This window comes from Pseudomonas sp. GW821-FHT05H12, assembly GCF_059419385.1.
Genome location: NZ_JBWKRS010000021.1, coordinates 15,669 through 42,117, shown reverse-complemented (window position 1 = coordinate 42,117; position 26,449 = coordinate 15,669). Strand labels below are relative to the sequence as shown.

The 26,449-nt window shown below is 61.0% G+C and carries 27 protein-coding genes; 16 read left to right on the top strand and 11 right to left on the bottom strand.

Going from position 1 to position 26,449, the window contains the following annotated elements:
• Positions 1 to 293: 293 nt before the first annotated feature.
• The 7 genes from AC07SU_RS19065 (at position 294) to AC07SU_RS19035 (ending at position 8,103) form a co-directional block, all read left to right on the top strand.
• On the top strand, positions 294 to 1,430 hold the full coding sequence (locus AC07SU_RS19065; RefSeq protein ID WP_176997109.1) for a branched-chain amino acid ABC transporter substrate-binding protein: 1,137 nt from the start codon (positions 294 to 296) through the stop codon (positions 1,428 to 1,430).
• Positions 1,431 to 1,647: 217 nt separating this feature from the next.
• A complete protein-coding gene (locus AC07SU_RS19060; RefSeq protein ID WP_058423439.1) occupies positions 1,648 to 2,562 on the top strand; it encodes an ABC transporter permease subunit in 915 nt (304 codons plus the stop codon).
• Between the two features lie 2 nt (positions 2,563 to 2,564).
• On the top strand, positions 2,565 to 3,842 hold the full coding sequence (gene livM / locus AC07SU_RS19055; protein WP_178918699.1) for a high-affinity branched-chain amino acid ABC transporter permease LivM: 1,278 nt from the start codon (positions 2,565 to 2,567) through the stop codon (positions 3,840 to 3,842).
• Positions 3,839 to 4,714, top strand: coding sequence for an ABC transporter ATP-binding protein (locus AC07SU_RS19050; protein WP_176997107.1), 876 nt, complete (start codon positions 3,839 to 3,841; stop codon positions 4,712 to 4,714). The genes livM and AC07SU_RS19050 overlap by 4 nt, the downstream gene beginning before the upstream one ends.
• Entirely contained in the window at positions 4,711 to 5,427 is a 717-nt protein-coding gene (locus AC07SU_RS19045) for an ABC transporter ATP-binding protein (RefSeq protein ID WP_176997106.1), read from the top strand. Before AC07SU_RS19050 ends, AC07SU_RS19045 begins: the two co-directional genes overlap by 4 nt.
• An 817-nt stretch (positions 5,428 to 6,244) precedes the next feature.
• Positions 6,245 to 7,009 carry an SDR family oxidoreductase gene (locus tag AC07SU_RS19040; protein ID WP_176997105.1) on the top strand — a complete coding sequence of 255 codons (765 nt, stop codon included), beginning with the start codon at positions 6,245 to 6,247 and terminating at the stop codon, positions 7,007 to 7,009.
• A gap of 188 nt (positions 7,010 to 7,197) precedes the next feature.
• On the top strand, positions 7,198 to 8,103 hold the full coding sequence (locus tag AC07SU_RS19035) for a cation diffusion facilitator family transporter (protein ID WP_494997892.1): 906 nt from the start codon (positions 7,198 to 7,200) through the stop codon (positions 8,101 to 8,103).
• Positions 8,104 to 8,206: 103 nt separating this feature from the next.
• On the opposite strand, the gene AC07SU_RS19030 is transcribed toward AC07SU_RS19035, so the two are convergent.
• The 5 genes from AC07SU_RS19030 to ureE all read right to left on the bottom strand — a co-directional run bounded on the left by AC07SU_RS19030 (position 8,207) and on the right by ureE (position 11,895).
• Complete coding sequence (locus tag AC07SU_RS19030) at positions 8,207 to 9,316, bottom strand: AGE family epimerase/isomerase (protein WP_494997891.1); 1,110 nt, start codon at positions 9,314 to 9,316, stop codon at positions 8,207 to 8,209.
• A 171-nt stretch (positions 9,317 to 9,487) separates the two neighbouring features.
• Positions 9,488 to 10,060 (bottom strand): HupE/UreJ family protein, encoded by a 573-nt coding sequence (locus AC07SU_RS19025; protein ID WP_494997890.1) that lies wholly within the window; start codon positions 10,058 to 10,060, stop codon positions 9,488 to 9,490.
• A 24-nt stretch (positions 10,061 to 10,084) separates the two neighbouring features.
• Positions 10,085 to 10,699, bottom strand: coding sequence for an urease accessory protein UreG (ureG, locus tag AC07SU_RS19020; RefSeq protein WP_016972570.1), 615 nt, complete (start codon positions 10,697 to 10,699; stop codon positions 10,085 to 10,087).
• Positions 10,700 to 10,723: 24 nt separating this feature from the next.
• On the bottom strand, positions 10,724 to 11,398 hold the full coding sequence (locus tag AC07SU_RS19015) for an urease accessory protein UreF (RefSeq protein WP_494997889.1): 675 nt from the start codon (positions 11,396 to 11,398) through the stop codon (positions 10,724 to 10,726).
• A complete protein-coding gene (gene ureE, locus AC07SU_RS19010; RefSeq protein ID WP_176997100.1) occupies positions 11,395 to 11,895 on the bottom strand; it encodes an urease accessory protein UreE in 501 nt (166 codons plus the stop codon). Before ureE ends, AC07SU_RS19015 begins: the two co-directional genes overlap by 4 nt.
• Positions 11,896 to 12,234: 339 nt before the next feature.
• Here ureE and AC07SU_RS19005 point away from each other — a divergent pair, with 339 nt between their 5' ends.
• A complete protein-coding gene (locus AC07SU_RS19005; protein WP_176997099.1) occupies positions 12,235 to 12,741 on the top strand; it encodes a C40 family peptidase in 507 nt (168 codons plus the stop codon).
• A 5-nt stretch (positions 12,742 to 12,746) separates the two neighbouring features.
• Here the strand turns inward: AC07SU_RS19005 and AC07SU_RS19000 are convergent, their stop codons facing one another.
• Positions 12,747 to 13,379, bottom strand: a complete 633-nt coding sequence (locus AC07SU_RS19000; RefSeq protein WP_110623849.1) for a TetR family transcriptional regulator — start codon at positions 13,377 to 13,379, stop codon at positions 12,747 to 12,749.
• Positions 13,380 to 13,529: 150 nt separating this feature from the next.
• A complete protein-coding gene (locus tag AC07SU_RS18995; protein WP_494997888.1) occupies positions 13,530 to 13,898 on the bottom strand; it encodes a hypothetical protein in 369 nt (122 codons plus the stop codon).
• 345 nt (positions 13,899 to 14,243) lie between these two features.
• Between AC07SU_RS18995 and AC07SU_RS18990 the strand changes: the two genes are divergently transcribed.
• Complete coding sequence (locus AC07SU_RS18990; RefSeq protein WP_494997887.1) at positions 14,244 to 16,313, top strand: AsmA family protein; 2,070 nt, start codon at positions 14,244 to 14,246, stop codon at positions 16,311 to 16,313.
• A gap of 134 nt (positions 16,314 to 16,447) precedes the next feature.
• On the opposite strand, the gene AC07SU_RS18985 is transcribed toward AC07SU_RS18990, so the two are convergent.
• A complete protein-coding gene (locus tag AC07SU_RS18985; protein WP_494997886.1) occupies positions 16,448 to 16,978 on the bottom strand; it encodes a ferritin-like domain-containing protein in 531 nt (176 codons plus the stop codon).
• Between the two features lie 98 nt (positions 16,979 to 17,076).
• A complete protein-coding gene (locus AC07SU_RS18980) occupies positions 17,077 to 17,976 on the bottom strand; it encodes a LysR substrate-binding domain-containing protein (protein ID WP_494997885.1) in 900 nt (299 codons plus the stop codon).
• 136 nt (positions 17,977 to 18,112) lie between these two features.
• Between AC07SU_RS18980 and AC07SU_RS18975 the strand changes: the two genes are divergently transcribed.
• Both AC07SU_RS18975 and AC07SU_RS18970 read left to right on the top strand, forming a co-directional pair.
• Positions 18,113 to 18,754 (top strand): FMN-dependent NADH-azoreductase, encoded by a 642-nt coding sequence (locus AC07SU_RS18975; protein WP_494997884.1) that lies wholly within the window; start codon positions 18,113 to 18,115, stop codon positions 18,752 to 18,754.
• Between the two features lie 93 nt (positions 18,755 to 18,847).
• Positions 18,848 to 19,738 (top strand): esterase/lipase family protein, encoded by an 891-nt coding sequence (locus AC07SU_RS18970; RefSeq protein WP_494997883.1) that lies wholly within the window; start codon positions 18,848 to 18,850, stop codon positions 19,736 to 19,738.
• A gap of 96 nt (positions 19,739 to 19,834) precedes the next feature.
• Here AC07SU_RS18970 and AC07SU_RS18965 read toward each other — a convergent pair whose 3' ends face one another.
• On the bottom strand, positions 19,835 to 20,722 hold the full coding sequence (locus AC07SU_RS18965; RefSeq protein ID WP_176997092.1) for a DMT family transporter: 888 nt from the start codon (positions 20,720 to 20,722) through the stop codon (positions 19,835 to 19,837).
• Between the two features lie 97 nt (positions 20,723 to 20,819).
• On the opposite strand from AC07SU_RS18965, the gene AC07SU_RS18960 reads away from it, so the two are divergent.
• The 4 genes from AC07SU_RS18960 to AC07SU_RS18945 all read left to right on the top strand — a co-directional run bounded on the left by AC07SU_RS18960 (position 20,820) and on the right by AC07SU_RS18945 (position 23,849).
• Complete coding sequence (locus tag AC07SU_RS18960) at positions 20,820 to 21,608, top strand: AraC family transcriptional regulator (protein ID WP_494997882.1); 789 nt, start codon at positions 20,820 to 20,822, stop codon at positions 21,606 to 21,608.
• A gap of 72 nt (positions 21,609 to 21,680) precedes the next feature.
• Positions 21,681 to 21,983 carry a PsiF family protein gene (locus tag AC07SU_RS18955; protein WP_494997881.1) on the top strand — a complete coding sequence of 101 codons (303 nt, stop codon included), beginning with the start codon at positions 21,681 to 21,683 and terminating at the stop codon, positions 21,981 to 21,983.
• 204 nt (positions 21,984 to 22,187) lie between these two features.
• Positions 22,188 to 23,201 (top strand): AI-2E family transporter, encoded by a 1,014-nt coding sequence (locus tag AC07SU_RS18950; protein ID WP_176997089.1) that lies wholly within the window; start codon positions 22,188 to 22,190, stop codon positions 23,199 to 23,201.
• A 60-nt stretch (positions 23,202 to 23,261) separates the two neighbouring features.
• A complete protein-coding gene (locus tag AC07SU_RS18945) occupies positions 23,262 to 23,849 on the top strand; it encodes a hypothetical protein (RefSeq protein WP_494997880.1) in 588 nt (195 codons plus the stop codon).
• Between the two features lie 102 nt (positions 23,850 to 23,951).
• On the opposite strand, the gene AC07SU_RS18940 is transcribed toward AC07SU_RS18945, so the two are convergent.
• Positions 23,952 to 25,220 carry an Hsp70 family protein gene (locus AC07SU_RS18940; protein WP_494997879.1) on the bottom strand — a complete coding sequence of 423 codons (1,269 nt, stop codon included), beginning with the start codon at positions 25,218 to 25,220 and terminating at the stop codon, positions 23,952 to 23,954.
• A 238-nt stretch (positions 25,221 to 25,458) separates the two neighbouring features.
• On the opposite strand from AC07SU_RS18940, the gene AC07SU_RS18935 reads away from it, so the two are divergent.
• Positions 25,459 to 26,397 carry a DnaJ C-terminal domain-containing protein gene (locus AC07SU_RS18935; protein WP_176997086.1) on the top strand — a complete coding sequence of 313 codons (939 nt, stop codon included), beginning with the start codon at positions 25,459 to 25,461 and terminating at the stop codon, positions 26,395 to 26,397.
• Positions 26,398 to 26,449 lie beyond the last annotated feature (52 nt).

The window sequence follows — 26,449 nt, the reverse complement described above, 5'->3', positions numbered from 1 at the left end:
TGTAAATGTGCAGTTCCGTTACGCACATTGTTACAGGTGTAGGAACTGTCGTTTATACGCTTGGTTGCAGGTGCGACCTGCCAGGGTTGTACTTTTTGGATCCATTGGTTGCACCTCTTGGTGCTAGGCGGTTGCACGTCCTGGCAAAAGGAGTCGAAACGCCTGTAATAACAATGACACCGTGTCTTTTTGATTAATAAAAACGTAATGGCACGCGCCTTGCTCTGGGCTTTCTCGTGAAAGTTTGCAGTGAACTCGTAGTGCCAATAAACAAAAACCTCGGAGCACCACTCATGTCCCAGACGTTTTACAAGAAAGGTTTTCTGGCCCTCGCCGTGACAGCGGCACTGGGTGTTTCTACGTTTGTTCAAGCTGATGTGAAGATTGGCGTGGCGGGCCCGATGACGGGCGCCAACGCAGCTTTCGGTGAGCAGTACATGAAAGGTGCCCAAGCGGCAGCCGATGTGATCAACAAGGCCGGCGGTATCAACGGCGAGCAGATCAAGCTGGTGGCCGGTGACGATGCCTGCGAACCCAAGCAGGCCGTGGCCGTGGCCAACCGCCTGGCCGACCAGGACAAAGTGATCGGCGTGGTCGGGCACTTCTGCTCCTCCAACACCATCCCGGCGTCCGAGGTCTACGACGAAGCGGGCATTATCATGATCACCCCGGGCTCCACCAACCCACAGGTGACCGAGCGTGGCCTGGGCGCCGTGTTCCGTATGTGCGGGCGTGACGACCAGCAAGGCATCGTGGCCGGCGACTACATCGTCGACGTGCTCAAGGGCAAGAAAGTCGCGGTCATCAACGACAAAGACACCTACGGCAAAGGCCTGGCTGACGCCACTGCTGCCCAGTTGACCAAGCGCGGCGTGAAACCTGTGCTGGAAGAAGGCCTGACCCGTGGCGAGAAAGACTTCAGCGCCCTGGTCACCAAAATCCGCTCCACCGGTGCTGACGTCGTGTACTTCGGCGGCCTGCACCCTGAAGCCGGTCCTCTGGTTCGCCAGATCCGTGAAGCCGGCCTCAAAGACGTCAAGTTCATGTCCGATGACGGTGTCGTGACCGACGAATTGGTGGCCACCGCTGGCGGCGCGCAATACGTAGACGGCGTGTACATGACCTTCGGCGCCGACCCTCGCCTGCTGCCTGACAGCAAGGCCGTTGTGGAGCAATTCCGCAAAGCTGGCGTAGAACCTGAAGGCTACACCCTGTACGCCTACGCCTCGATCCAGGCCCTGGCTGCCGGCTTCAATGGCGCCAAGTCCAACAAGGGCGAAGACGCGGCCAAGTGGCTCAAGGCTCACCCAGTCCAGACCGTCATGGGCAAGAAAGAGTGGGACGGCAAGGGCGACCTGAAAATCTCCGACTACGTGGTTTACCAGTGGGATAAAGACGGCAAATACCACCAGCTGGAAAAACAGAAGTAATCAACGCGACAGCTTGAACACCCTCCATCCCTGTGGGAGCTGGCTTGCCTGCGATTGCATCACAGCAGTACACCTGAAGCACCGCGGTGTCTGCATCGCAGGCAAGCCAGCTCCCACATGGACAGTGGTTGTTTGAGCCCGGCCACAAATCTGTCTTTTCCTCCAGAAGCGCCGCACACCCACCGGTGTGCAGGTGCTCACCGCGTGAGATTGCGTTATGGATGGTATTTTCCTGCAGCAACTGGTCAACGGCCTGACCCTCGGGTCGGTCTATGGCCTGATCGCCATCGGCTACACAATGGTCTATGGCATCATTGGCATGATCAACTTCGCCCATGGCGAGGTTTATATGATTTCCGCTTACCTCGCGGCGATCAGTCTGGCACTGCTGGCTTACTTCGGCATCGAATCCTTCCCGCTGCTCATTCTCGGCACCTTGATCTTCACCGTCGTCGTCACCGGCGTTTACGGTTGGGTCATCGAGCGTGTCGCCTACAAACCGCTGCGCAACTCCACCCGACTGGCACCGCTGATCAGCGCCATCGGCATCTCCCTGATCCTGCAGAACTACGCCCAGATCGCCCAGGGCGCCAAGCAACAAGGTATTCCCACCCTGCTGGCCGGGGCCTGGCGTGTCGACTTCGGCACAGGCTTCGTTCAGTTGACGTACACCAAGGTCTTCATCCTGGTCGCAGCCTTCGCGGGCATGGCCCTGCTGACCTATGTCATCAAATACACCAAGCTCGGCCGCATGTGCCGCGCCACCCAGCAAGACCGCAAGATGGCGTCCATCCTCGGCATCAACACCGACCGCGTGATCTCCTACGTGTTTGTCATCGGTGCCGCCATGGCCGCTCTGGCCGGTGTGTTGATCACCTTGAACTACGGCACCTTCGACTTCTATGCCGGCTTCATCATCGGCATCAAGGCATTTACCGCAGCGGTACTCGGCGGCATCGGCTCCCTGCCTGGGGCCATGCTCGGCGGGATCATCCTGGGTATTTCCGAGTCGTTGTTCTCGGGGTTGATCAACTCTGACTACAAAGACGTGTTCAGTTTCTCCCTGCTGGTGGTGATTCTGATTTTCCGTCCCCAGGGCCTGCTCGGTCGCCCACTCGTGGCGAAGGTGTAAACATGTCTGCTGCCAAATCGATTGATATCAAGAAAAGTGTGGTCGACACGATCCTCGCCGGGCTGATTTCGCTGATTGTGTTCGGCCCGATCGTCGGCGTGGTCCTCGACGGCTACAGCTTCAACCTGGAACCGGCCCGCGTGGCCTCGCTGGTCGCCATCGTGATGGCCGGCCGCTTCGCCCTGAGCCTGTTCCTGCAAACCCCCAAGGGCCTGAAGATCCTTCAAGGTTTCGAGAGCAGTGGCTCCGGCGTGCACGTACTGCCACCGGACTACAAGTCGCGGCTGCGCTGGATCATCCCGGCGCTGATCGTGATCGCGATCGTGTTCCCGATCTTCGCCAACAAGTATCTGCTGACCGTGGTGATCCTCGGGCTGATTTACGTGTTGCTGGGCCTGGGCCTGAACATCGTGGTCGGCCTGGCCGGCTTGCTCGATCTGGGTTACGTGGCGTTCTACGCCATCGGTGCCTACGGCCTGGCGCTGGGCTATCAATACCTCGGCCTGGGCTTCTGGACGGTGCTGCCGCTGGCGGCAATCTGCGCGGCGCTGGCGGGGTGCATACTTGGCTTCCCGGTGTTGCGCATGCACGGTGACTACCTGGCAATCGTGACCCTGGGCTTCGGTGAAATCATCCGCCTGGTGCTCAACAACTGGCTGTCGTTCACCGGTGGCCCGAACGGCATGCCGGTGCCGTCGCCGACTTTCCTGGGCCTGGAGTTCGGGCGCAAGGCGAAGGACGGCGGGATTCCCTTCCACGAGTTCTTCGGCATCGATTACAACCCCAACATCAAGTTCATGTTCATCTACATCGTGCTGTTTTTGGTGGTGCTGGCCGTGCTGTACATCAAGCACCGCCTGACCCGCATGCCGGTGGGCCGCGCCTGGGAAGCCTTGCGCGAAGATGAAATCGCCTGCCGTTCCATGGGCCTGAACCACGTGCTGGTCAAGCTCTCGGCGTTCACCATCGGTGCGTCTACAGCCGGTTTGGCCGGGGTGTTCTTTGCCAGCTACCAGGGCTTCGTCAACCCGTCGTCCTTCACCTTTTTCGAGTCGGCACTGATCCTGGCCATCGTGGTGTTGGGCGGCATGGGGTCGACGGTGGGCGTGGTGATCGCGGCGTTCGTCTTAACCGTCGCGCCGGAACTGCTGCGCAGCTTCTCCGAATACCGTGTGCTGCTGTTTGGCGTGTTGATGGTGGTGATGATGATCTGGCGACCGCGCGGCTTGATCCGCATCAGCCGTACCGGTGTGACCCCACGTAAAGGAGTGGCGCCATGAGCAAGGAAGTCGTCCTTTCCGTTGAACATTTGATGATGCACTTCGGTGGCATCAAAGCCTTGAGCGATGTGAGCCTCAAGGTCGAGCGCAACTCGATCTTCGCCCTGATCGGCCCCAACGGCGCCGGCAAGACCACGGTGTTCAACTGCCTCACCGGCTTCTACAAAGCCAGCGGCGGCAAGATCGAACTCAACGTGCGTGGCAAGCAGACCAATGTGATCCAGCTGCTCGGTGAGCGTTTCCAGCCCATCGACTTTGTTTCGCCGAAAAGCTTCCTCAGCCGCGTCTACTACAAGATGTTCGGTGGCACCCACCTGGTGAACCGCGCCGGCCTGGCCCGGACGTTCCAGAACATTCGCCTGTTCAAGGAAATGTCGGTGCTGGAAAACCTGCTGGTGGCCCAGCACATGTGGGTCAACCGCAACATGCTGGCCGGCATCCTCAACACCAAGGGCTACCGCAAAGCCGAAAGCGACGCCCTCGACCACGCCTTCTACTGGCTGGAAGTGGTGGACCTGGTGGACTGCGCCAACCGCCTGGCCGGTGAGCTTTCCTACGGCCAGCAGCGTCGCCTGGAAATCGCCCGCGCCATGTGCACCCGGCCGCAGATCATCTGCCTGGACGAACCGGCAGCGGGCCTCAACCCTCAGGAAACCGAAGCCCTCAGCGCGATGATTCGCCTGTTGCGCGACGAACACGACCTCACGGTGGTGCTGATCGAACACGACATGGGCATGGTGATGAGTATTTCCGACCACATCGTGGTGCTGGACCACGGCAACGTGATCGCCGAAGGCGGGCCGGACGCGATCCGCAACGACCCGAAAGTGATTGCGGCCTACCTGGGCGCCGACGAAGAGGAGCTGGTATGAGTGCACCTATCCTCGAAATGAAGGACCTGGACGTGTTCTACGGCCCGATCCAGGCCCTGAAAAAAGTCTCGCTGCACATCAACGAAGGCGAAACCGTAAGCCTGATCGGCTCCAACGGCGCGGGTAAATCCACGCTGCTGATGTCGATCTTCGGCCAGCCACGGGCCGAGTCGGGGCAGATCATCTACAACGGCGTCGACATCACCCACAAGTCGTCCCACTACATCGCCTCCAACGGCATTGCGCAGTCGCCGGAAGGGCGGCGGGTGTTCCCCGACATGACCGTCGAGGAAAACCTGCTGATGGGCACCATCCCCATTGGTGACAAGTTCGCCCAGGAAGACATGCAGCGCATGTTCGAGCTGTTCCCACGGCTCAAGGAACGCCGTAACCAGCGGGCCATGACCATGTCCGGTGGCGAGCAGCAAATGCTCGCCATCGCCCGTGCGCTGATGAGCCGGCCCAAACTGCTGTTGCTGGACGAACCCAGCCTGGGCCTGGCGCCGATTGTGGTGAAGCAGATCTTCGCCACCCTGCGCGAGCTGGCGGCCACCGGCATGACCATCTTCCTGGTGGAGCAGAATGCCAACCACGCGCTGCGCCTGTCGGACCGGGCGTATGTAATGGTCAACGGCGAGATCCGCCTGACGGGCACCGGTAAAGAGCTGCTGGTGAACGAGGAAGTGCGCAACGCCTACCTCGGCGGGCACTGATCTAACCAACAACGCGGACCCTATAGGAGCCGGCTTTGTGTGGGAGCTGGCTTGCCTGCGATGCAGACACCTCGGTTTGTCAGGGACACCGAGGTGATGCCATCGCAGGCAAGCCAGCTCCCACATGAGGCGGTTCCCACATTCTTTTTTGTGCTATCCACAGACCGTTCTGGAAATTGTGGAAAACAAATCTGGCTCCCCTCCAAAGCGCGACATATAGCCGCCGCAAATCCCTGTTTTGTCACAGTTTTGACTTGTCCCCATCCGCTGTGGAACCGGCTGTGGGTAACGTGGGAGTAGCTGGCTGAAAGCCAATGAATACGTGGCCTGTAGCGCGACGGTTGTTTTTTGATCAGCGGTTTTTTCGTGACCTGCCGAGGGCTTTGTCAACCTGTTTAAAGACACAGGTATATGACCGATTTATGTCCACTCAGCCTGTGGATAAGTCTGTGATTAAACTCTGGAAAGACCTCCGCAGAGGCCGGAATGACTGGCCTGGAGCCATCGCTCGGTTTTCCTCTCGCTCGATGGGCCTACATACGGCCCCGCCCAGGTCAAGCAAAAAACTTTCTAAAACCGCCTGCAAGCCCCGCATACAGGGGCTTCGGGCTTTTTGCACTTGCCCCCAAAGACTGTGGGCGCAGTTGTGGATAACCTGCGTGCATATGGCTGCAGGCCACGTTTTATAAGGCTTTGCGCGACGTGGTTAATAAATGATCAGGCTTGCATGAAGTTATGCGCATAGCGGTTGCCGCAACGGCGGTGTAAGGGCATTCTGCTGGCTGCTTTTTTTCCCGATGCCCGCAAGGAGAACACCATGTCCGACACGCTGTTTATTACTGGCGCAACTTCTGGTTTTGGCGAGGCCTGCGCCCGCCGTTTTGCCGAAGCCGGCTGGAAACTGGTGCTCACTGGCCGTCGTGCCGACCGCCTCAATGCGCTGGTCGAAGAGCTTTCCAGGCAAACCGAAGTCCACGGCCTGGTGGTGGACGTGCGTGACCGCAAGGGCATGGAAGACGCCATCGCCAACCTGCCGCCGTCGTTCGCCAAGCTTCGCGGGCTGATCAACAACGCCGGCCTGGCCGTGGGCACCGACCCTGCGCCCAAGTGCAACCTCGACGATTGGGAAACCATGGTCGACACCAACATCAAGGGCCTGCTGACCACCACCAACCTGCTGTTGCCACGCCTGATCGCCCACGGCCGTGGCGCGGGCATCATCAACCTGGGTTCCATCGCCGGCAACTACCCGTACCCGGGCAGTCACGTGTACGGCGGCTCCAAGGCGTTCGTGAAGCAGTTCTCGCTGAACCTGCGCTGCGACCTGCAGGGTACCGGCGTGCGTGTGACCAATATCGAGCCAGGCCTGTGTGAGAGCGAGTTCTCGCTGGTGCGCTTTGGCGGTGACCAGGCGCGTTACGACGCGACTTATGCGGGTGCCGAGCCGATCCAGCCGCAGGACATTGCCGACACGATCTTCTGGGTCATGAACACCCCGGCGCATGTGAACATCAACCGCCTGGAGTTGATGCCGGTGAGCCAGACGTGGGCGGGGTTTGCGATTGAGCGTGGGGCCAAGTAAGGCTTTAGACCGCGCCGCGCCCATCGCAGGCAAGCCAGCTCCCACACTTGGATGTGTGAATACATTCAAATGTGGGAGCTGGCTTGCCTGCGATGGCGTCATATCGGTCAAAAACAGGCCATAAGGTACACTCCCCTCCTGAAAGCCCCTCCGCACTGTGCGGATTTAAGGTTTTGACGGGAGGAAATGTGAGTAACCGAGGTGAGCAGGCACTGCTCAAGCAATCAACGATTCTGATGTTCGCCGTCGCGATCGCCGGGATTGTCACGGGTGTGGTATCTGGCGCCCAATCCATTCTGTTCGACGGCTTTTTCTCGCTGATCGCCACCGCCATCAAGGTGTTGATGCTGATCACGGCCAAGCTGATCGCCAAGAAAAGCAACGAACGCTTCCAGTTCGGCTATTGGCACCTGGAACCCATGGTGCTGCTGATCGAAGGCAGTTTCCTGTTGCTGATCGCCATCTACGCGTTCCTCAACGGTGTGTTCGGCATTATCAATGGCGGGCGCGACATCGAGTTGGGGCTGGTGATCATTTATGCGGCGGTGTTCACCGTTGTGGAGTTCGCCTACTTCTTCTACGTGCGTTATCGCAATCGCACGCTCAAGTCGTCGCTGATCCAGTTCGACAACATCAGCTGGCTGGTGGATGCGATGCTGTCGATCGGCTTGCTGATCAGCTTCCTGGCGGCACTGTTGCTCAAGTCCCAGGGCTATGGCAAGTGGGCGGTGTATGTCGACCCGTTAATCCTGATCCTGCTGGCCCTGAGCATGCTGGCGCCAGCGCTGAAGATCCTGCGCCCGGCCTTGCGCGAGGTGCTGGGGATTGCCCCGGACCAGTTGGACGACAAGGTGCGCGAAGTGATGGAAGCGGCCCAGGCCAAGCATGGTTTCGACGACTACGTGTCCTACGTGCAAAAGCACGGGCGGGCGCGGTTTATCGAGATTCATGTGGTGTTGCCGGCGGATTACCCGGTGGACAACGTCGCGACCCTGGATGGGCTGCGCGAAGAGATATCCACAGGGCTGGGGAAACCGGATGCGGCGCGCTGGTTGACGATCAGCTTCACCGGGGATCGCAAGTGGATTGCGTGATCGGCAGTTAGACCGAGGTGAGGCCATCGCCGGCAAGCAGGCTCCTACAGAGGAATGCGATCAACCTGTAGGAGCCGGCTTGCCGGCGATAGGGCCCTAAAGGTCAGCCCAAATGCTGGATCAACCCCTGATAACAGGTCGCCAAATGATAAGGCGTGGTTGACGGCATATCCCGCCGGCTGACAAGCCCCTGATCATTCAGGCACTCATTCCAACCCTTCTCATGCAAGAACCGCAGTTGCAGCGCCCGTAGCTGGCGCTGCAACACCGCTTCGCTGTTCAGCCGCAAGGTGAGTGCCCGCAGGTATTCGGCCTGGGCCCAGATACGCTGCGTGCCATCGCGCACGGTGCCGTCCAGGGCCAGCATGCCGCTGACGGCCCCCGTCACGTTATCCACACCCATTTGCTCGGCGTAGGCAAACGCGCGGGTCAATGACGCATGCAGCGGCGTGCCGCGCAGCACGTCGGACGATTCCAACAAAAAGAACCACTCGAACTGGTGGCCCGGTTCAAACCAGTTATCCACAGCGCCCAGCGGTTTCTCCATCATCACGCCCTGCTGGCGGTCGATGAAGCGCTGCTGCATGGCCGTCGCCAAGGCCAGCAGGGCCGCTTGTACGTCGGCATCGTCGCGCACCGCGAGGGTGGCGAGGAAACCTTCGGCCAAGTGCATCAACGGGTTTTGCAACGGGCCGGACTTGAGGGACGACCAGTTGCGTTCCAGCACCGCTTCGTACAGGCCGTCGCCGGTGGCAAAGCGCTGGGCAACCACTTCCAGGGCGGCGTTGAGCACCGATTCCACCAGCGGCTCGCGCACTTTGGCCCAGTAGTGGGCACAGGCGAAGATGATGAAGGCGTGGGTGTAGAGGTCTTTGCGCTTGTCCAGCGGCTTGCCGGCCGGGTCGATGCTGTAGAACCAGCCGCCGTGCTCGGCATCGTGGAAATGCCGTTGCAAGGAGCGGAACAGCGCAGCGGCGCGTTCCTCGGCAAACGCGGCGCCGGGTTCGCCGATCAGGCTGGCGAACAGGTACAACTGCCGGGCGCAGGCCATGGCGCGGTAGCGTTGCGGGGGCAGCGGCTGATGGTCGGCGTCCAGTGCTTCATAGGGCAAGGCCAGGTCGGCATTCCAGCCCGGGCCTTGCCAGAGCGGCACGATCAGGCTGTGGAAGTGCGTGAGCACGGCGTTCAAGGCGGAGTGTGGAGCGGTGGGCATTGGCTGGCGTCGTCACGGCAGGGGTGTAGGCGCGCATGGTAGCAGGGTTGGGTTCTGTGGTGTCTGTGGGACCGCTATCGCAGGCAAGCCAGCTCCCACATTTGATTGGGTTCGCAGATCAAAATGTGGGAGCTGGCTTGCCTGCGATGAGGCCCTGACAGGCGCCGCAAATCAGCCCGCGAGCAACCAAACCCCAGTCGCCGCCGAAGCCGCCCCGGCAATCCGCACCAACGGCGCCGCCGCAGCCGGCAGGAAACGCACCACGCCATAACCAGCGGCGTGCAGCACGGCGGTCGCCCCCACAAACCCGGCCGCATACGCCCAAGGGCTGGACATGTCCGGCAGTTCAAGGCCATGGGCCACGCCGTGGAACAAGGCAAACAATGCAGTCGCCCCGACGGCCACGAACAACGGCGGGCGAACGGCCAAGGCCACCGCCAGGCCCAGCGCGAGCACCGAGGCGGCAATCCCGCTTTCCAGCGCCGGCAGTTCCAGGCCTTCAAAGCCCAGCAGGCCGCCGATCAGCATGGTGCCGACGAACGCACACGGCAGCGCCCAGCGCGCGTTGCCTTTTTGCTGCGCGGCCCACAGGCCGACAGCGACCATGGCCAGCAAGTGATCGATACCGCCCAGAGGGTGGCTGATGCCGGCCACCAGCCCGTTATCGCCATGCCCGGGGTGAGCAAAGGCGAGGGCGGGGGCGAGCAGCAGGGCGGCGGTGGCGAGAAGTTTGTTGAGACCCATGAGCAGGCTCCTTTCAGGGTGGGATCAGGCCGCAGTCAGCAGGCCCTGACGTTCGATAAAGGCGACGATGTCATCCAGGCCGACACCGGTTTTCTGGTTGCTGAACACAAAGGGTTTGCCGTTACGCATGCGTGTGGTGTCGCTGTTCATCAGCTCCAGCGATGCACCGACCAACGGCGCCAGGTCGATCTTGTTGATCACCAGCAAGTCGGATTTGCAGATACCCGGGCCGCCCTTGCGTGGCAGCTTGTCGCCGGCCGACACATCGATCACGTAGATGGTCAGGTCCGACAGCTCCGGGCTGAAGGTCGCCGACAGGTTGTCGCCACCGGACTCCACCAGGATCAGATCCAGGCCGGGAAAGCGCCGGTTGAGCTGGTCGACGGCTTCCAGGTTGATCGATGCATCCTCGCGGATCGCGGTGTGCGGGCAGCCACCGGTTTCCACGCCGATGATGCGCTCGGGCGCCAGGGCCTGGTTGCGCACCAAAAAGTCAGCGTCTTCACGGGTATAGATGTCGTTGGTGACCACGGCCAGGTTGTAGCGGTCACGCAGGGCCAGGCACAGGGCCAGGGTCAGCGCGGTTTTGCCGGAGCCCACCGGGCCGCCGATGCCGACGCGCAGGGGTTGTGTGTTCATGTGCTTCTCCAAGGTAATGGGGCTCTAGGAACGAAACAGGCGGCTGTACTGGCGCTCATGGGCCATGCACGCCAGGGACAGGCCGAATGCAGCACTGCCGATGTGGTTGAGATCGATGCGGCTGGCGTCCTGCTGGGCTTGCTGCAACAAGGGCAGCAGCTCACTGGTCAGGCGCTGCGCCGCTTGTTGGCCCAGGGGCAGGGTTTTCATCAATACGGCCAACTGGTTTTCCAGCCAGCTCCACAGCCACGCGGCCAAGGCGTCATCGGGGCTGATGTGCCAGGCGCGGGCGGCCAGGGCCCAGCCGAGCGCCAGGTGCGGTTCGGCCTGTTGTTCAAGAAAGTGGCGTGCGGCGGCGTCGAGTTCGGGCAAGCCATTCAATAACTGCTGCAGGGAGTAGCCCATTTGGCGACTCTCTTGATACAGCTCGCGGGTCTCACGGCTGGCGCGGTGTTCCTCGCATAACTGCGCCAGACGCGGCCAGTCCTGCTCGGCGGCGGCGCGGCAATGGGCGAGCAGCAGCGGCGCTTCGAAACGGGCCAGGTTGAGCAGCAATTGGTCGCTGATCCAGCGCCGGGCGCTGGATGCTTCATTGACGCGGCCGTTCTCCACGGCCATCTCCAGGCCCTGGGAATAGCTGTAGCCGCCAATCGGCAGTTGCGGGCTGGCCAGGCGCAGCAGCGCCCATGCTGGGTTCATAGGCGTACGCCGAACTGGTGCAGCTTGGGCGGGTAGTTGAAGTCTTCATCGCCATGGCGCGAATGGTGGTGGCCGCCCCCATAGGCGCCGTGTTCCGGCTGGAACGGTGCCTCGATGGTTTCAGTGGTGGCGCCCAGTTGTTCGAGCATGGCCTTGAGCACGTAATCGTCGAGCAGGCGCAGCCAGCCGTCGCCGACTTGCAGGGCCACATGCCGGTTGCCGAGGTGATAGGCGGCGCGGGTCAGTTCAAAGGCGCTGCTGCAGGTGACGTGCAGCAGTTGTTCAGGGCGTGCGCACACGCGTACGACACGTCCGTCTTCTGCTTGTAGGAATTCGCCATCGTGCAGCGGTGGCTGGCCGCGCTCCAGGAACAGGCCGACGTCTTCACCTTCGGCACTGAAACAGCGCAGGCGGCTTTTGCTGCGGGCTTCGAAATTCAGCAGCAGTTCGGCGGCCCAGAGGGCTTGGGGGGCGATTCGGCGGTGGATCACCAGCATCAGGAAGCTTCCAGCTAAGAGCGATGAAAGAGCTAGAGCAAGGGCCTTGCCAATCACGCCGGGGAGTGGGAATTCCCTGTAGGCAGGCACGGACGTGCCACCCAATAGGGCGTCGAACCATTGGTTGAGTGTTTCAAAATGGTGCGTGCCTGGATTTATAGCACCGGATCCGGGCGTTTTGCGTTGAGAACGGCTCTGCGCTGCATGAAGTTTCTTTCATCTATTTCGCGCTGGTGTTTTTTCGGATTTGTCCTACGCGGTATGGGGATTTGCCGTTCGTGCCGTTACGCGGGGGTTCTTTAGGCTTTGCGCCGTGTTTAATCCACTGCGACGTTCATCATGTTTCGATCAATTTTGTGTTTAGTCATTGTCAGTCTGTCTTTCTTCACGGCCTCGGCCTCGGCCAATGTTCAACCCCGTGCCGCGTTCGGCGCTTCACTGCAGGGCATAAAGCCCACCTCCATCGACGACGTCATCGATCGTGCCCACGAGTTATTGGGTACGCCGTATAAATGGGGCGGGACGTCGGCGGAGCAGGGTTTCGATTGCAGCAGCCTGCTGGTCTATTTGTTCAAGACTGAAGCCAATATCCAGATCCCGCGCACGACGGCGGCCATGCACCGTTCAACGGCGCAGACCATCAAGCGTGAGGCGCTCAAGCCCGGGGACGCGGTGTTCTTCAAGGGCAACGGGCGTGGCCAGGTCAGCCATGTTGGCCTTTATATCGGGGCGGGCAAGTTCATTCATTCGCCGCGCACGGGCAAAAACGTGCGTATCGATTCGTTAAGCAATAGTTACTGGAACAAGCACTACACCACCGCCAAACGCTTTCACACGTCGGGATGACCTTTTTACTCGGTGCTGCCCAGGCCTTGCCAATGCTTGAGGCCGATAAAGATAAAGCGCAGTTGCTGGGTGATTTTCGCCTGGGGCGTGAGGTGGGCCGGCAGGGCCTGGGCCGGAGGGTCGATGATGTCCGGCAGGGTGGCGAACACACTCTTGACGATCAAGTCGGCCATCACATGCAAGCCTTCGGCATCCAGGTGCTGGAGTTTGGGCATCAACGTGAGGTCGGCCGCCAGGTCGCGGGTGATGTCTTCACGCAACGCACCGATGGCCTGGCGCACGGCCAGGCAGCCACCGTATTGCTCGCGGGCGAGGAACAAAAATTGGGAGCGGTTGGCCGAGACCACGTCGAGGAAGATCCGCACGGACGCATCGATGATCCCGCCCATCACGAATTCGTTATGGCGCACCAGGCGAATGGTTGCGCGGAAGGTCTGGCCGACTTCACTGACCAGCACAAGCCCGAGCTGGTCCATGTCGTCAAAGTGGCGGTAGAACCCGGTGGGCACGATGCCCGCGGTCTTTGCTACTTCACGCAGGCTCAAACTGCCAAATCCACGGCCACACTCCATCAGATGGCGGGCTGCGTCCATCAAGGCAAGGCGGGTCTGTTGCTTCTGTTCGGCGCGGGGCAGCATGGCGAGCGGGCTTTGTCGGCAAGTACAGCGACGCACTCTAGCAAAACCGCTTTGCCGGCGTCGAACTTGGCGGGGGTGGTGCGAGGCGTGATCTATAGAAAAGCAAAAGCCCGATCGGCAGATCGGGCTTTTTTCTGGGCCACCACGGGCTTAGCTCTGAGCTTGATGCAGTTCTTGCAGGCGGTCTGCACCACCTTCGGCAACGCCATCGGTGTAAGCGCGTTTGTTGGCTTGTTCAGCGCCGCCTTCAGCCAGGCCTTTCTGTTCCAGGCGATCACGGCCACCTTCAGCAACACCTTCGGTGTAGGCGCGTTTGTTGGCGTGTTCCGAACCGTTTTCAGCAACACCTTTGGCGTAGTCGCGGTTCTCTTCTTCTTGCGAACCGCTGCGAGCCAGGGTCTGGCTGGACTGAACGGCTTGCGCTTTGTTCTGTGGGGTGGCCTGTTCGGCGGCTGGCAGGGCAAAGGCACTGGAGGCCAGGACAGACAGCAGGACGGTAGCGAGTACTTGGCGTTTCATGATGGTTGCTCCTTGGGAGGGCGATAAAGTGGGTACAGGGCTAATGCTACTCTCGATAAGTCGATATAAAAGTTCATAAACACAATGGTAATAATCAACAGAATTGATTGTTCCCGGCAGAGGCTCTAGAACGCGCCTCTCAAGCCCGCGGTTTTGCACCGTGGTGGGTATTTTCGACACGACCCTGGGTAACAATGGTGCGCCGTCGATGCTGGAAACTGTCCGTTCGATCAGAAAACTGGCTTTTTGCGACTAAAACGGTGATCCGGTTAAACCCCCGCGCCGTTTGCCAGTCGTAGCCTTATGAGCTGTAGTTCAGCTAGTCGTATTCAGGAGTCATGTGCAATGACGCGCACTCGTAAAATCGTTGTCTGGAGCTGCGCCAGCTTCGCTCTGTTAATCGCTGCGCTGGTGTTGGTCCTGGTGTTTTTCGATTGGAACCGCATCAAGCCGCCGCTCAATGCCAAAGTCTCCGAAGAGCTGCATCGACCGTTTGCCATCAATGGCAACCTGGCGGTGGTGTGGGCGCGTGAGCCGGATCAAGGCGGCTGGCGTGCCTGGGTGCCGTGGCCCCATGTGATTGCCGAAGACCTGACCTTGGGCAACCCCGACTGGTCGAAGAAACCGCAGATGGTCACCCTCAAGCGTGTGGAATTGCGCATCTCGCCGCTGGCGTTATTGGCCCAGCGTGTAGTGATCCCGCGCATCGACCTCACTGAACCGAGCGCCGACCTGCAACGCTTGGCCGATGGCCGTGCCAACTGGACCTTCACGTTCGACCCCAAAGACCCGAATGCCGAACCGTCGAGTTGGGTAGTGGATATCGGTGCCATCGGCTTCGATAAAGGTCATGTGACCCTCGACGACCAGACCCTCAAGACGCAGTTGGATGTGACTATCGATCTGCTGGGCAAACCGATTCCTTTTGGTGAGATCGTCGGCGCCGCCGATGCCAAGAAGGCCCAGGACAAAGGATCAAACCCCCAGGACTATGCGTTCGGCCTCAAGGTCAAAGGCCAGTACCACGGCCAGAAGCTCGACGGCACTGGCAAGATCGGTGGCCTGCTCGCCTTGCAGGACGCGGCCAAGCCGTTCCCGTTGCAGGCTCAGGTGAAAATCGCCGACACCAGCATCGCCTTGGCCGGTACGTTGACCGACCCCCTCAACCTCGGCGCCCTCGACCTGCGCCTGAAACTCTCCGGCTCCAGCCTGGGCAACCTTTACCCGCTCACCGGCGTCACCTTGCCGGATTCGCCGGCGTATTCCACCGACGGCCACTTGATTGCCAAGCTACATGAAGCCAACGGCGCCTCGTTCACCTACGAGAACTTCAACGGCAAGATCGGCAACAGCGATATCCATGGCAACCTCGGCTACGTCGCCAGCCAGCCACGGCCCAAGCTCACGGGCTCGCTGGTGTCCAACCAACTGTTGATGACCGACCTGGCTCCGCTGATCGGCGCCGATTCCAACGCCAAGCAAAAGGCCCGTGGTGGCGAAAGCAAACAACCCGCGACCAAAGTGCTGCCGGTGGAAGAATTCCGTACCGAGCGCTGGCGCGACATGGATGCCGATGTGGAATTCACCGGCAAGCGCATCGTGCAGAGCGCCGAATTGCCGTTCACTGACCTCTATACGCACCTGGTGCTCAACGATGGTGAACTGAGCCTTGAGCCCCTGCGCTTTGGCGTGGCCGGTGGCAAGCTGGATGCGCAGATTCGCTTGAACGGCCGCACCACGCCGATGGAAGGTCGCGCCAAACTCACCGCGCGCAACTTCAAGCTCAAGCAACTGTTCCCGACGTTCGAACCGATGAAAACCAGCTTTGGTGAGCTCAATGGCGACGCGGACATTGCCGGGCGTGGCAACTCCGTTGCAGCGCTGCTGGGCAGCTCCGACGGCAACCTCAAGATGCTGATCAATGACGGCGCCATCAGCCGTGGCCTGATGGAAATTGCCGGGCTCAACGTGGGCAACTACGTGGTCGGTCGCCTGTTTGGTGACAAGGAAGTGAAGATCAACTGCGCAGCGGCGGACTTCGGCATCAAGACCGGCCTGGCGACCACTCGCCTGTTTGTGTTCGATACCGAGAACGCGATCATCTACATCGACGGCACCGCGAACATGGCCACCGAGCAACTGGACCTGACCATCACGCCGGAGTCCAAGGGCTTTCGCATGTTCTCGTTACGTTCGCCGCTGTACGTCAACGGGCCGTTCATCAAGCCCAATGCTGGCGTGAAAGCCGTACCGCTGATGCTGCGTGGCGCGGGGATGGTGGCGCTGGGTGTGATCGTCGGGCCTGCGGCCGGGCTGCTGGCGCTGGTGGCGCCGAGTGGTGATGTGCCCAACCAGTGCGCGCCGCTGTTGCAGCAGATGAAGGAAGGCAAGGCGCCGAAAACGGTGAAGGGCTAACTGACTAAACCGCAACCAAAAATGTGGGAGCTGGCTTGCCTGCGATAGCGCTGTAACAGTCAACAGATGCGTTGACGGTTGGATAGCTATCGCGGGCAAGCCCGCTCCCACATTGGGTTCAGAGGTGTTGCGGTTTACAGGTCTTGCAGAATGTCCGCCATGTCGTCGGCGTGCTCTTCTTCCTGGGCCAGGATTTCTTCGAACAGGCGGCGGGTGGTTGGGTCTTTGTCGCCGATGTATTGGATGATCTCGCGGTAGCTGTCCACCGCGATGCGCTCAGCCACCAGGTCTTCGTAGACCATTTCCTTGAGGTCCTTGCCCGCGACGTACTGCGCGTGGGAGTGCTTGGACAGCAGGTCCGGGTTGAACTCCGGCTCGCCGCCCAGTTGCACGATGCGTTCGGCCAGTTTGTCGGCATGCTCGGCTTCCTGGGTGGCGTGCTCCAGGAATTCGCTGGCGGCCACGCTGGCCTTGAGGCCGTTGGCCATGAAGTAGTGGCGCTTGTAGCGCAGCACGCAGACCAGCTCAGTGGCCAGCGACTCGTTGAGCAAGCGGAGGATTTCTTCGCGGTCGGCGTCATAGCCTTCAGTGACGGCGCCGTTTTCGACGTGCTGGCGGGCGCGGCTGCGCAGGGTGGCAACGTCGGTCAAGTGTGCTTCAGTCATCTCAATCTCCTGGTGCTAATCCGGTTTTACGCCACGCTCTGTTGGCGTGATCGCTCCAAGTTGTGAGTGTTGGCTGAAGCAAAAAGTTTTATCGGATTTCAAAGGGCATGGCCGGACAGCTTTGCCTCCGCCTGCACCCACTGGAAAAACGCACGCACCGGCGGATGACGCTCACGCCCCGGCACGCACAGGGCGCTGTAGCCGGCGCCGTCGACGTGGACCTGCGGCTTGTAGGGCGCCAGCAAACCGGTGGCAACACTCTCCGACACCAGGATGTTGCTCGCCAGCACCAACCCCTGGCCGGCAATGGCCGCCTGCAACGCGTAATGCTCCTCGTCGTATTCGCGCAGCAAGGCCGTGTGAGCCAGCCATGTCTCGCCTGATTTCTCACACCAAGCCTGCCAGCCCAAGGCGTACAGCTCAGAGTTGTGCCAGCGCACGCTGATCAGCGTCGGCACCTGGCTGCTCGCCCGTGCGACCTGTTCGGGGGCGCCGTACACCGCAAAGCGCTCATCGAACAGGCTCTCGCCGTACAGGTGCGGGTAGTCGCCTAGGCTGTAGCGAATTACCAGGTCGACGCTGGCGTCCTGTTGCAGGTCGACCACGTCGCACTGGGTGTCCAGGCGCAGGCTGATGTCGGGGTGGGCAGCATAAAAACGCCCCAGCCGGGGCACCAGCCACAACGCGGCAAACGCCGGAGTGGTGGAGACGGTGAGCTGCCCGGCGCTGCGTTGCGGGCGCAACGTGTCGAGGCTATGGGCGACGTCCAGCAAGGCGCCGTGCGCGCTGCGAAACAGCCGCTCACCGCCCTCGGTAAGGCGTACCTGGCGTGGCAGGCGCTCGAACAACGGCACGCCCAGCCAGGTTTCCAGGCTGCGAATCTGGTGGGACACCGCCGTGGGCGTCACCGACAGCTCCAGGGCGGCCGCCTTGAAGCTCAATAGTCGCGCTGCCGATTCAAAAGTGCGCAGAGCGGTGAGGGGCAGTGAGGCAAACATCGGGGCTCCATGGATGAAATAAACTCATCCGGATTAACTATTGCTCATTTGTCGGGCCGTGCGCTCATCACTAGATTTGCGAGCAAGAGCGGTGGCCAGTCAGGTCGCCAGAGTCTAACTCGTGAAGGTGATACAGATGAAAAAAATGCTAGTAATTCACGCCAGCCCGCGTGGCGAACGTTCCCACTCCCGACGCTTGGCCGAGTCGTTTCTCGATGCCTGGCAGGCTGGCAACCCGGGTGCACAAGTGACCCGTCGCGAAGTCGGCCGGGCGTTTATCCCCCATGTGACAGAGGCCTTCGTGGCGGCCAATTTCTATCCCGAACCGCAGGCGTTGCCGAAGGTAATGAAGGCCGACCTGCAGTTGAGTGACGAACTGGTGGGCGAGTTGATCGAGCACGAACTGCTGGTGATTTCGATGCCCCTCTACAACTTCGGCGTGCCCAGTGGCCTCAAGGCCTGGATCGATCAGATCGTGCGCATGGGCCTGACCTTCAACATCACCCAGGACAGCAACGGTATCGCCCAGTATGAAGGGCTGTTGAAGGGTAAAAAGGCGCTGATCATCACCAGTCGCGGTGGCAGCGGGTTCGGCCCGGGTGGCGAGTTCGAGTGGATGAACCATGCCGACCCGCACCTGCGCACGGCGTTGGGCTATATCGGTATCGACGATATCAGCGTGATTGCCGCCGAGGGTGAAGAGTCGGACAAAAGTGTATTCAAGCGCTCCTACGACGAAGCCGAGCGCCAATTGCACGATTTCGCCGGGCGCTTTTAAGGTGTCATGAGTCTGTCACCGGGTGGTCATGTCGATTTATGAAACGCTGGTCTAGGATGGGTTCATCGCCTTCCCTATCAGGACCCCTGTGCCATGCCGCACTCCCTTGCCACGCGTTATCCCCTAGTGCTGGTGCCCGGCATGCTGGGGTTCGTGCGCCTGGGGTGGTTTCCCTACTGGTATGGCATCGTCCCTGCGCTGCGCAACGGTGGCGCACAGGTCTTCCCGGTGCAGGTGGCGCCGCTGGATTCCAGTGAGGTGCGTGGCGAGCAATTGCTGGTGCAGATCGAGCGGATCCGCCGCGAAACCGCTGCCGACAAGGTCAACCTGATTGGCCACAGCCAGGGCTCGCTCACCGCCCGTTACGCGGCGGCCAAGCGCCCGGAATGGGTGGCGTCGGTCACCTCGGTGGCGGGGCCCAACCATGGGTCGGAACTGGCAGACCATATCCACACCCATTACCCCGCCGACAGCGTGAAAGGGCGCCTCATGAGTGCGCTGTTTCACTTGGTGGCCGGGGTGATGAGCCTGTTGGAAACCGGTTATCGGGGGCCGCGTTTCAAGGCCGACTTGCACGCCTCCCACCTGTCCCTGACCAGCGCGGGTGTGGCGCTGTTCAACCGCCAGTACCCACAAGGTTTGCCGCAGACCTGGGGCGGGCAGGGCGCAGAAGAGGTCAATGGCGTTCGCTACTACTCGTGGTCTGGCACCTTGCAGCCGGGCAAGACCGATCGCGGGCGCAACCTGCTGGACGGCACGAACCGCAGCTGCCGCTTGTTTGCCCGAAGCTTTGTGCGGGAAAAGGGCCAGTGCGATGGCATGGTGGGACGCTACAGCTCACACTTGGGGTTGGTGATTGGCGACGACTACGCGCTGGACCACTTCGACATCGTTAACCAATCGATGGGCTTGGTTGGGAAGGGGGCTGAGCCGATTCGGTTGTTTGTCGAGCATGCACAGCGGTTGAAAGCCGCGGGGGTTTAGTCGAGAGACCGCGTTATCGTTCATCGCCGGCAAGCCGGCTCCTACAGGGGAACGCATTCCAAATGTAGGAGCCGGCTTGCCGGCGATAGCGCCGGATCAGGCAACACCAACCTCGCGGCGCACCGGCGTCGTCCAACGCTCCGACAAAATCACCCCACCCAAGGTCAGTAAACCGCCGACCAAGTGATACATCGCCAATTGCTCCTTCAACACCACCGCCGCAATCAACGCGGTGATCAGCGGCAGCAGGTTGAAAAACAGCGTGGTACGGCTCGGCCCGAGCGTCTTCACCGAGTGCATCCACGCCAGCGGCGCCAACATCGAGGCGAGCAAGCAGGCGTACAGCACCAGCGGGATGTTCGCCCAGCCCAGGCCCGCTTTTGTCGAGAACAGGAACAGCGGAAACAACACCACCACGGCCACCAGGATCTGCAAGTACAGCAGCACCAGGGGCGGCAGGCGCAGGTGCCACTTTTTCAGCAAGGTGCTGTAGACCGCGTAGGCCAGGGTGGCGACCAACATCATCGCGTCCCCCAGGTTGACCCCGTGTTGCAACAGCGCGCCCAGGCTACCGGCCGAGACCACCACCACCACGCCGGCGAAGGACAGCACGGCACCGGTCAGCGCGCCAAAGGTGAGGCGCTGGCCGAGGCTGATGATCGCGGCCGTCAGCGCCATCAACGGCATCAGCGACAGGATGATGCCCATGTTGGTCGCCGTGGTGACCGTCGCCGCGTAGTACGCCAGGCTTTGGTACACCGCCATGCCGAGTACGCCGAGGATGAAAATCTTGCCCAGGTTCGGGCGGATCTGCGCCCAGTTGGCGATCACCGGCTTGAGCATGAACGGCGTGAACAGCAGCGCCGCCAGCAGCCAGCGGTAAAAGCCGATCTCGGCGGGGAAAATCGAGCCCACGGCGAGTTTGTTGACCACGGTGTTGCCGGCCCAGATAAAGATGGCCAGCAGGGGATACGCGTATTGCATCGAAAGAAACCAGATAGGTTGGTGAGGCAGGATTATCCCTTGTCTGGATCGCAGCCTATACTGCGAACCAGCCAACCGACCTCTGTATCCAGACAACATGCCCAGACACACCGTCCGCCTCGCGGATTTCCCCAGCCTGCCGAGTCCGGTCTACTTCCGTTATTCCGAGTTTGCCCCCGACACCGAGTGCACGCCGCACCGGCATTTCTGGGGTTCGCTGGACTATTCGGCCAGCGGCGTGATGCGCATGGAGGTGGCGGGCAGCCGGTTTATGTCGCCGCCGCAGTACGCCGTGTGGATCCCGCCGGATACCGAACACAGCTCCTACAACGCCCAGGCGATTGTCTACCGCTCCGTGGGCCTGGCGCCGGAGCTGTGCGAGCACCTGCCACAGGTGCCCTGCACCCTGGCCGTCAGTGAGATCCTCAAGGCCATCCTCAGTGACTTTGCCCGGCGCGACGTCAACATCCCGCGGACCGAGGCTGATATTCGCCTGGCCCAGGTGCTGGTGGACCAGCTCAAGCAGGCGCCGGTCCACGATTGCTTCCTGCCCTACGCCCGCCACCCTGGAGTCTTGGGTGTGCTGGAGGGCATGCAGGCCGATCCGGGTGACAACCGCCCCCTGGCGCAATGGGCCGAGCAGGTGCACGTGAGCGAGCGCACCCTGGCCCGGCAATTTGTGCGGGAGGTGGGCATGAGTTTTGGCGAGTGGCGCCAGCGCCTGCGTTACCTGGCAGCGATTGACGCGCTGGGCAGCGAACGCAGCGTGCAGCATGTGGCGTTTGACCTGGGCTACAGCACCGCGTCGGCGTTTATTGCGATGTTCCAGCGCCACGCCGGTTGCACCCCCGAGCAGTACCGTCGGTCGAATATCCGCGCCCGCTGAAGATGTAACAGGCTTTGACTACACTGCTGGGTAGGCCGCGCCCCTTCGGTGCGGTAACAGGGAGAAAACTCCATGAAGATGCTGCGTATTCCGCTGTTGATGATGGGCCTGCTGCTGTGTTCCCAGGGTTTTGCCGCGACCGCCCAGCAAAATAAGATGACCACCTGCAACGCCGACGCCACCACCAAGGCCTTGAAAGGCGATGAGCGCAAAGCCTTCATGAGCACCTGCCTGAAGGCAACCCCGGCCGCCAACGACGCCAAGACCCTGACGCCGCAACAGCAGAAGATGAAAGACTGCAATGCGTCGGCGAAAACCAAGGCGCTGACTGGCGATGCGCGCAAGACATTTATGAGTACGTGTCTAAAAGGCTGATTAAATTTGCCCAGGCGCTGGCGTTCAATGTGGGAGCTGGCTTGCCTGCGATAGCCTCGCCTCGGTCTGACTGAGGCACCGAGTTGCCTGCATCGCAGGCAAGCCAGCTCCCACACTTGATCGCATTCGCAACCAACCCACTCGCTTGATTCCTTCAAGGCTGGCAGACTGCCAATCCTTTAAAGCCGTTCGTTTTGAGGCTGTATGCCAACGTTTTCTCAGCGTCACGTGATATTGCTGGCCAGCTACATCATCATTTTCGGCGGACTGCTGCTGGTACTGCCGCTCAAGTTGCTGCCCAGCCTGCTGGCCGGCCTGCTGGTTTTTGAACTGGTCAATATGCTCACCCCCCAACTGCAACGGCTGATCGAAGGCCGGCGTGCGCGTTGGCTGGCGGTGGCCTTGCTCGGCACCTTGATCGTCAGCGTGCTGACCCTGATCTTTGCCGGCGCCATCAGCTTCTTGCTCCACGAAGCGGAAAACCCCGGGGCCTCCCTCGACAAATTCATGGGCGTGGTCGACCGCGCGCGCGGCCAGCTGCCGCCGTTCCTCGACGCCTACCTGCCGGCCAGCGCTGCCGAGTTCCGCGTGGCCATCGGCGATTGGTTGAGCAAGCACCTGAGCGAGCTGCAACTGGTGGGCAAAGATGCCGCCCACATGTTCGTCACCCTGCTGATCGGCATGGTGCTCGGCGCGATCATCGCCCTGCAGCGCGTGCCCGACCTGACCAAGCGCAAACCCCTGGCCGCCGCACTGTTCGACCGCCTGCACCTGCTGGTCCAGGCCTTTCGCAACATTGTCTTCGCCCAGATCAAGATCGCCGCGCTGAACACCGCCTTCACCGCGATCTTCCTCGCGGTGGTGCTGCCGTTGTGCGGAATCCACCTGCCGCTGACCAAAACCCTGATCGTACTGACCTTCCTGCTCGGCCTGCTGCCGGTGATCGGCAACCTGATGTCCAACACACTGATCACCATCGTCGCGCTGTCGCTGTCGATCTGGGTGGCGGTGGCGGCGTTGGGCTATTTGATCGTGATCCACAAGATCGAGTACTTCCTCAACGCGCGCATCGTGGGCGGGCAGATCAGTGCCAAATCGTGGGAATTGCTGCTGGCGATGCTGGTATTCGAGGCGGCATTCGGCCTGCCTGGCGTAGTGGCGGGGCCGATTTATTATGCGTATCTCAAGAGCGAGCTGAAGCTCGGCGGGATGGTTTGACGCGATAACGGAAGCGCTTTTGCTTCGTGGACTTTAAAGGGACTTAGAGGGAAGTAGACAGTGAGCGACAACATCTACGCGCCGCCAACGGCGCAGTTGAGCGATAGGGTAAAGGCATCGCCTGAGTTTTACGTCATCTCCAAAAAGAAGCTGCTGATTCTCAGCCTGCTCAGTTTTGGGCTGTACACCTATATCTGGTCGTATAAAAACTGGCGCCTGTACAAGGACTTCCACCAGGTGGATATCTGGCCGCTGGCCCGGGCCATTTTCTTTTTTTTCTTCATGCATCAGTTGTATCGACGGGCCGATGATCGCGTGGCCCGCAGCGGTCGCAAATTCGATTTTGACTTCGAACAATGGGCGACCGTGTTCGTGGTGGTCACCTTAGGTTCCAGGTTTTTCGGAGCGGCCGCGAGGCGGATCGATCGCTGGGAGGCCTACGAGCCCCTGACGATTCTGGCGGTGCCGCTGTGTGCCTATATCCTCCAGCAAGCCCAAGGCCTGATCAATTTCGCGGCAGATGATCCAGAAGGCTTGAGCAACGACCGTTTCACGCTGTGGAACTACTTGGTGATCGTGCCGGGCGTGGTCATGTGGTGCCTGACGTTGGTTGGGCTTTGGGCCATCTACTTTGAGGGGAAGGTCTGAGGCTGGACTACCGCCATCGCCGGCAAGCCGGCTCCTACAGGTTTACGCAAACCCTTGTAGGAGCCGGCTTGCCGGCGATCGCGATTTCACTGGCGCGAAGCCTCAGTAGCCGTACCGCTTACTGGCCTCAATCGCCAGACCACTGCCGATACTGCCAAAGATATTGCCTTCCACATGCCGCGCATTCGGCAGCATCGCCGAGATGCTGTGGCGCAGCGCCGGGATCCCGCTGGAGCCGCCGGTAAAGAACACCGTGTCCACCTGCGCCACGCTCACCGAAGCGTCGTTGAGCAATTGCGTCACGCTGCCACGCACGCGCTCCAGCAGGCCGTCGATGGAGGATTCGAACAACGCCCGGCTCAAGTTCACGCTCAAGCCCGCTTCGATACGGTCCAACGCCACGTGGCGGTTTTCTTCGTGGGTCAGCTGGATCTTGGTCTCTTCCACTTCCATCGCCAGCCAGTGCCCGGCGCGCTGTTCGATCAACTTGAACAGGCGGTCGATGCCACCGGTGTCTTCGATGTCGTAGCGCATGCTGCCCAGGGCCAGCTGGGATTTCTGCGAGTACACCGAGTTGATGGTGTGCCAGGTGGCCAGGTTCATGTGGTGGCTGGTGGGCATGTAGGCGCCACTCTTCATGCGGCTGCCGTAGCCGAACAGCGGCATCATGCCGTTGAGCGAGAGCTGCTTGTCGAAGTCGGTCCCGCCGATGTGCACACCGCCGGTGGCGAGGATGTCGTCGTGGCGGTTGTCGTTGTGGCGACGGTCCGGCGACAGGCGCACCAGGGAGAAGTCCGACGTACCACCGCCGATGTCGACGATCAGTACCAGCTCTTCTTTCTCGATGGTGGACTCGTAGTCGAATGCGGCCGCGATCGGTTCGTACTGGAACGAGATGTCCTTGAAACCGATCTTGCGCGCCACGTCCACCAGGGTGTTCTCGGCTTCCTGGTCGGCCAGCGGGTCGTCATCGACGAAAAACACCGGGCGGCCCAGCACCACTTCTTCGAACTCGCGGCCGGCGGTGGCTTCGGCACGGCTCTTGAGTTGGCCGATAAACAGCGCCAGCAGGTCGGTAAATGGCATCGCTGTGCCCAGTACGCTGGTGTCGTGCTTGATCAGCTTGGAACCCAGCAGGCTCTTGAGCGAGCGCATCAAGCGGCCTTCGTAGTTTTCCAGGTACTCGTGCAGTGCCAGGCGACCGTACACCGGGCGGCGCTCTTCGAAGTTGAAGAACACCACCGACGGCAAGGTGATCTTGTCGTCCTCCAGCGCCAGGAGTGTTTCCATGCCGGGGCGGATCCAGCCGACGGTGGAGTTGGACGTGCCAAAGTCGATACCGCAGGCACGGGCTGGGGATGGGTTTTCCATGACAATCAGGTTCCGGTTGAAAAACGGCCGCGCAGTGTATGCCAGTCGAAGGCGGATGCGTAGGCCGACCATCCGTTAAATCACGCTTGAAACTGCACGATTCGCCCCCACATCGGGTACATACGGCAAGCGCCGATAACACTTTGACGCACCCCCAGGCCACATCACTCAACAGGTGCAATGCAGCGCACGTTGTGCCCCGGGCTGTGCGATCTCGATTAAGGATGGTGAACCGCCGATGGATTTCAAAGACTACTACAAGATTCTGGGTGTCGAGCCGACGGCTGACGACAAGGAAATCAAGGCCGCGTACCGCAAGCTCGCGCGCAAATACCACCCGGATGTGAGCAAGGAAAAAGACGCCGAAGCCAAGTTCAAGGACGCGTCCGAAGCCTACGAAGCGCTCAAGAGCGCCGACAAGCGCGCCGAGTACGACGAGCTGCGCAAATACGGCCAGCATGGCCAGCCGTTCCAGGGGCCGCCGGGCTGGCAGAGCCGTGGCGGTTTTGGCGGCGGTGGCGGCGGAGAGGACTTCTCGGACTTCTTCAGTTCGATCTTCGGCTCCCGTGGCGACGGCTTTGGTGGCGGCCAACGTCGCCCGGCCGGGCGCAAGGGCCAGGACGTGGAGATGCAACTGACCGTGTCCCTTGAGGAGACGTTGTCAGCCGAGTCCAAGCAGATCAGCTTCCAGGTGCCGCAGTACGACGCCTCGGGCCGGCATGTGACCAACACCACCAAGAGCCTGAACGTGAAGATCCCCGCCGGCGTGGCCGACGGTGAGCGCATCCGCCTCAAGGCACAGGGCGCGCCAGGTATTGGTGGCGGCGCCAATGGCGACCTGTACCTGATCATCAAGTTTGCGCCGCATTCGAAGTTCGACGTCGAAGGCGAAAACCTGGTGATCACCCTGCCGCTGGCGCCGTGGGAACTGGCGCTGGGCGCCGAAGTGGCGGTGCCGACCCTGACCGGCAAGATCAACCTCAAGGTGCCTGCCGGCAGCCAGAACGGCCAGCGCATGCGTGCCAAGGGCCATGGTTTGCTGAACAAGGCCGGGGAGCGTGGTTTCCTCTACGTGCAACTCAAGGCGGTCATGCCCAAGCAGGCCGATGACGAGACCATTGCGCTGTGGCAGGAACTGGCGAAAAAGGCTGCGTTCAACCCTCGGGAAAACTTTTGATCACACGGCTCGGTAACTAACTACCGCTGAGCGCTCTCGCGGGCATGGTGTG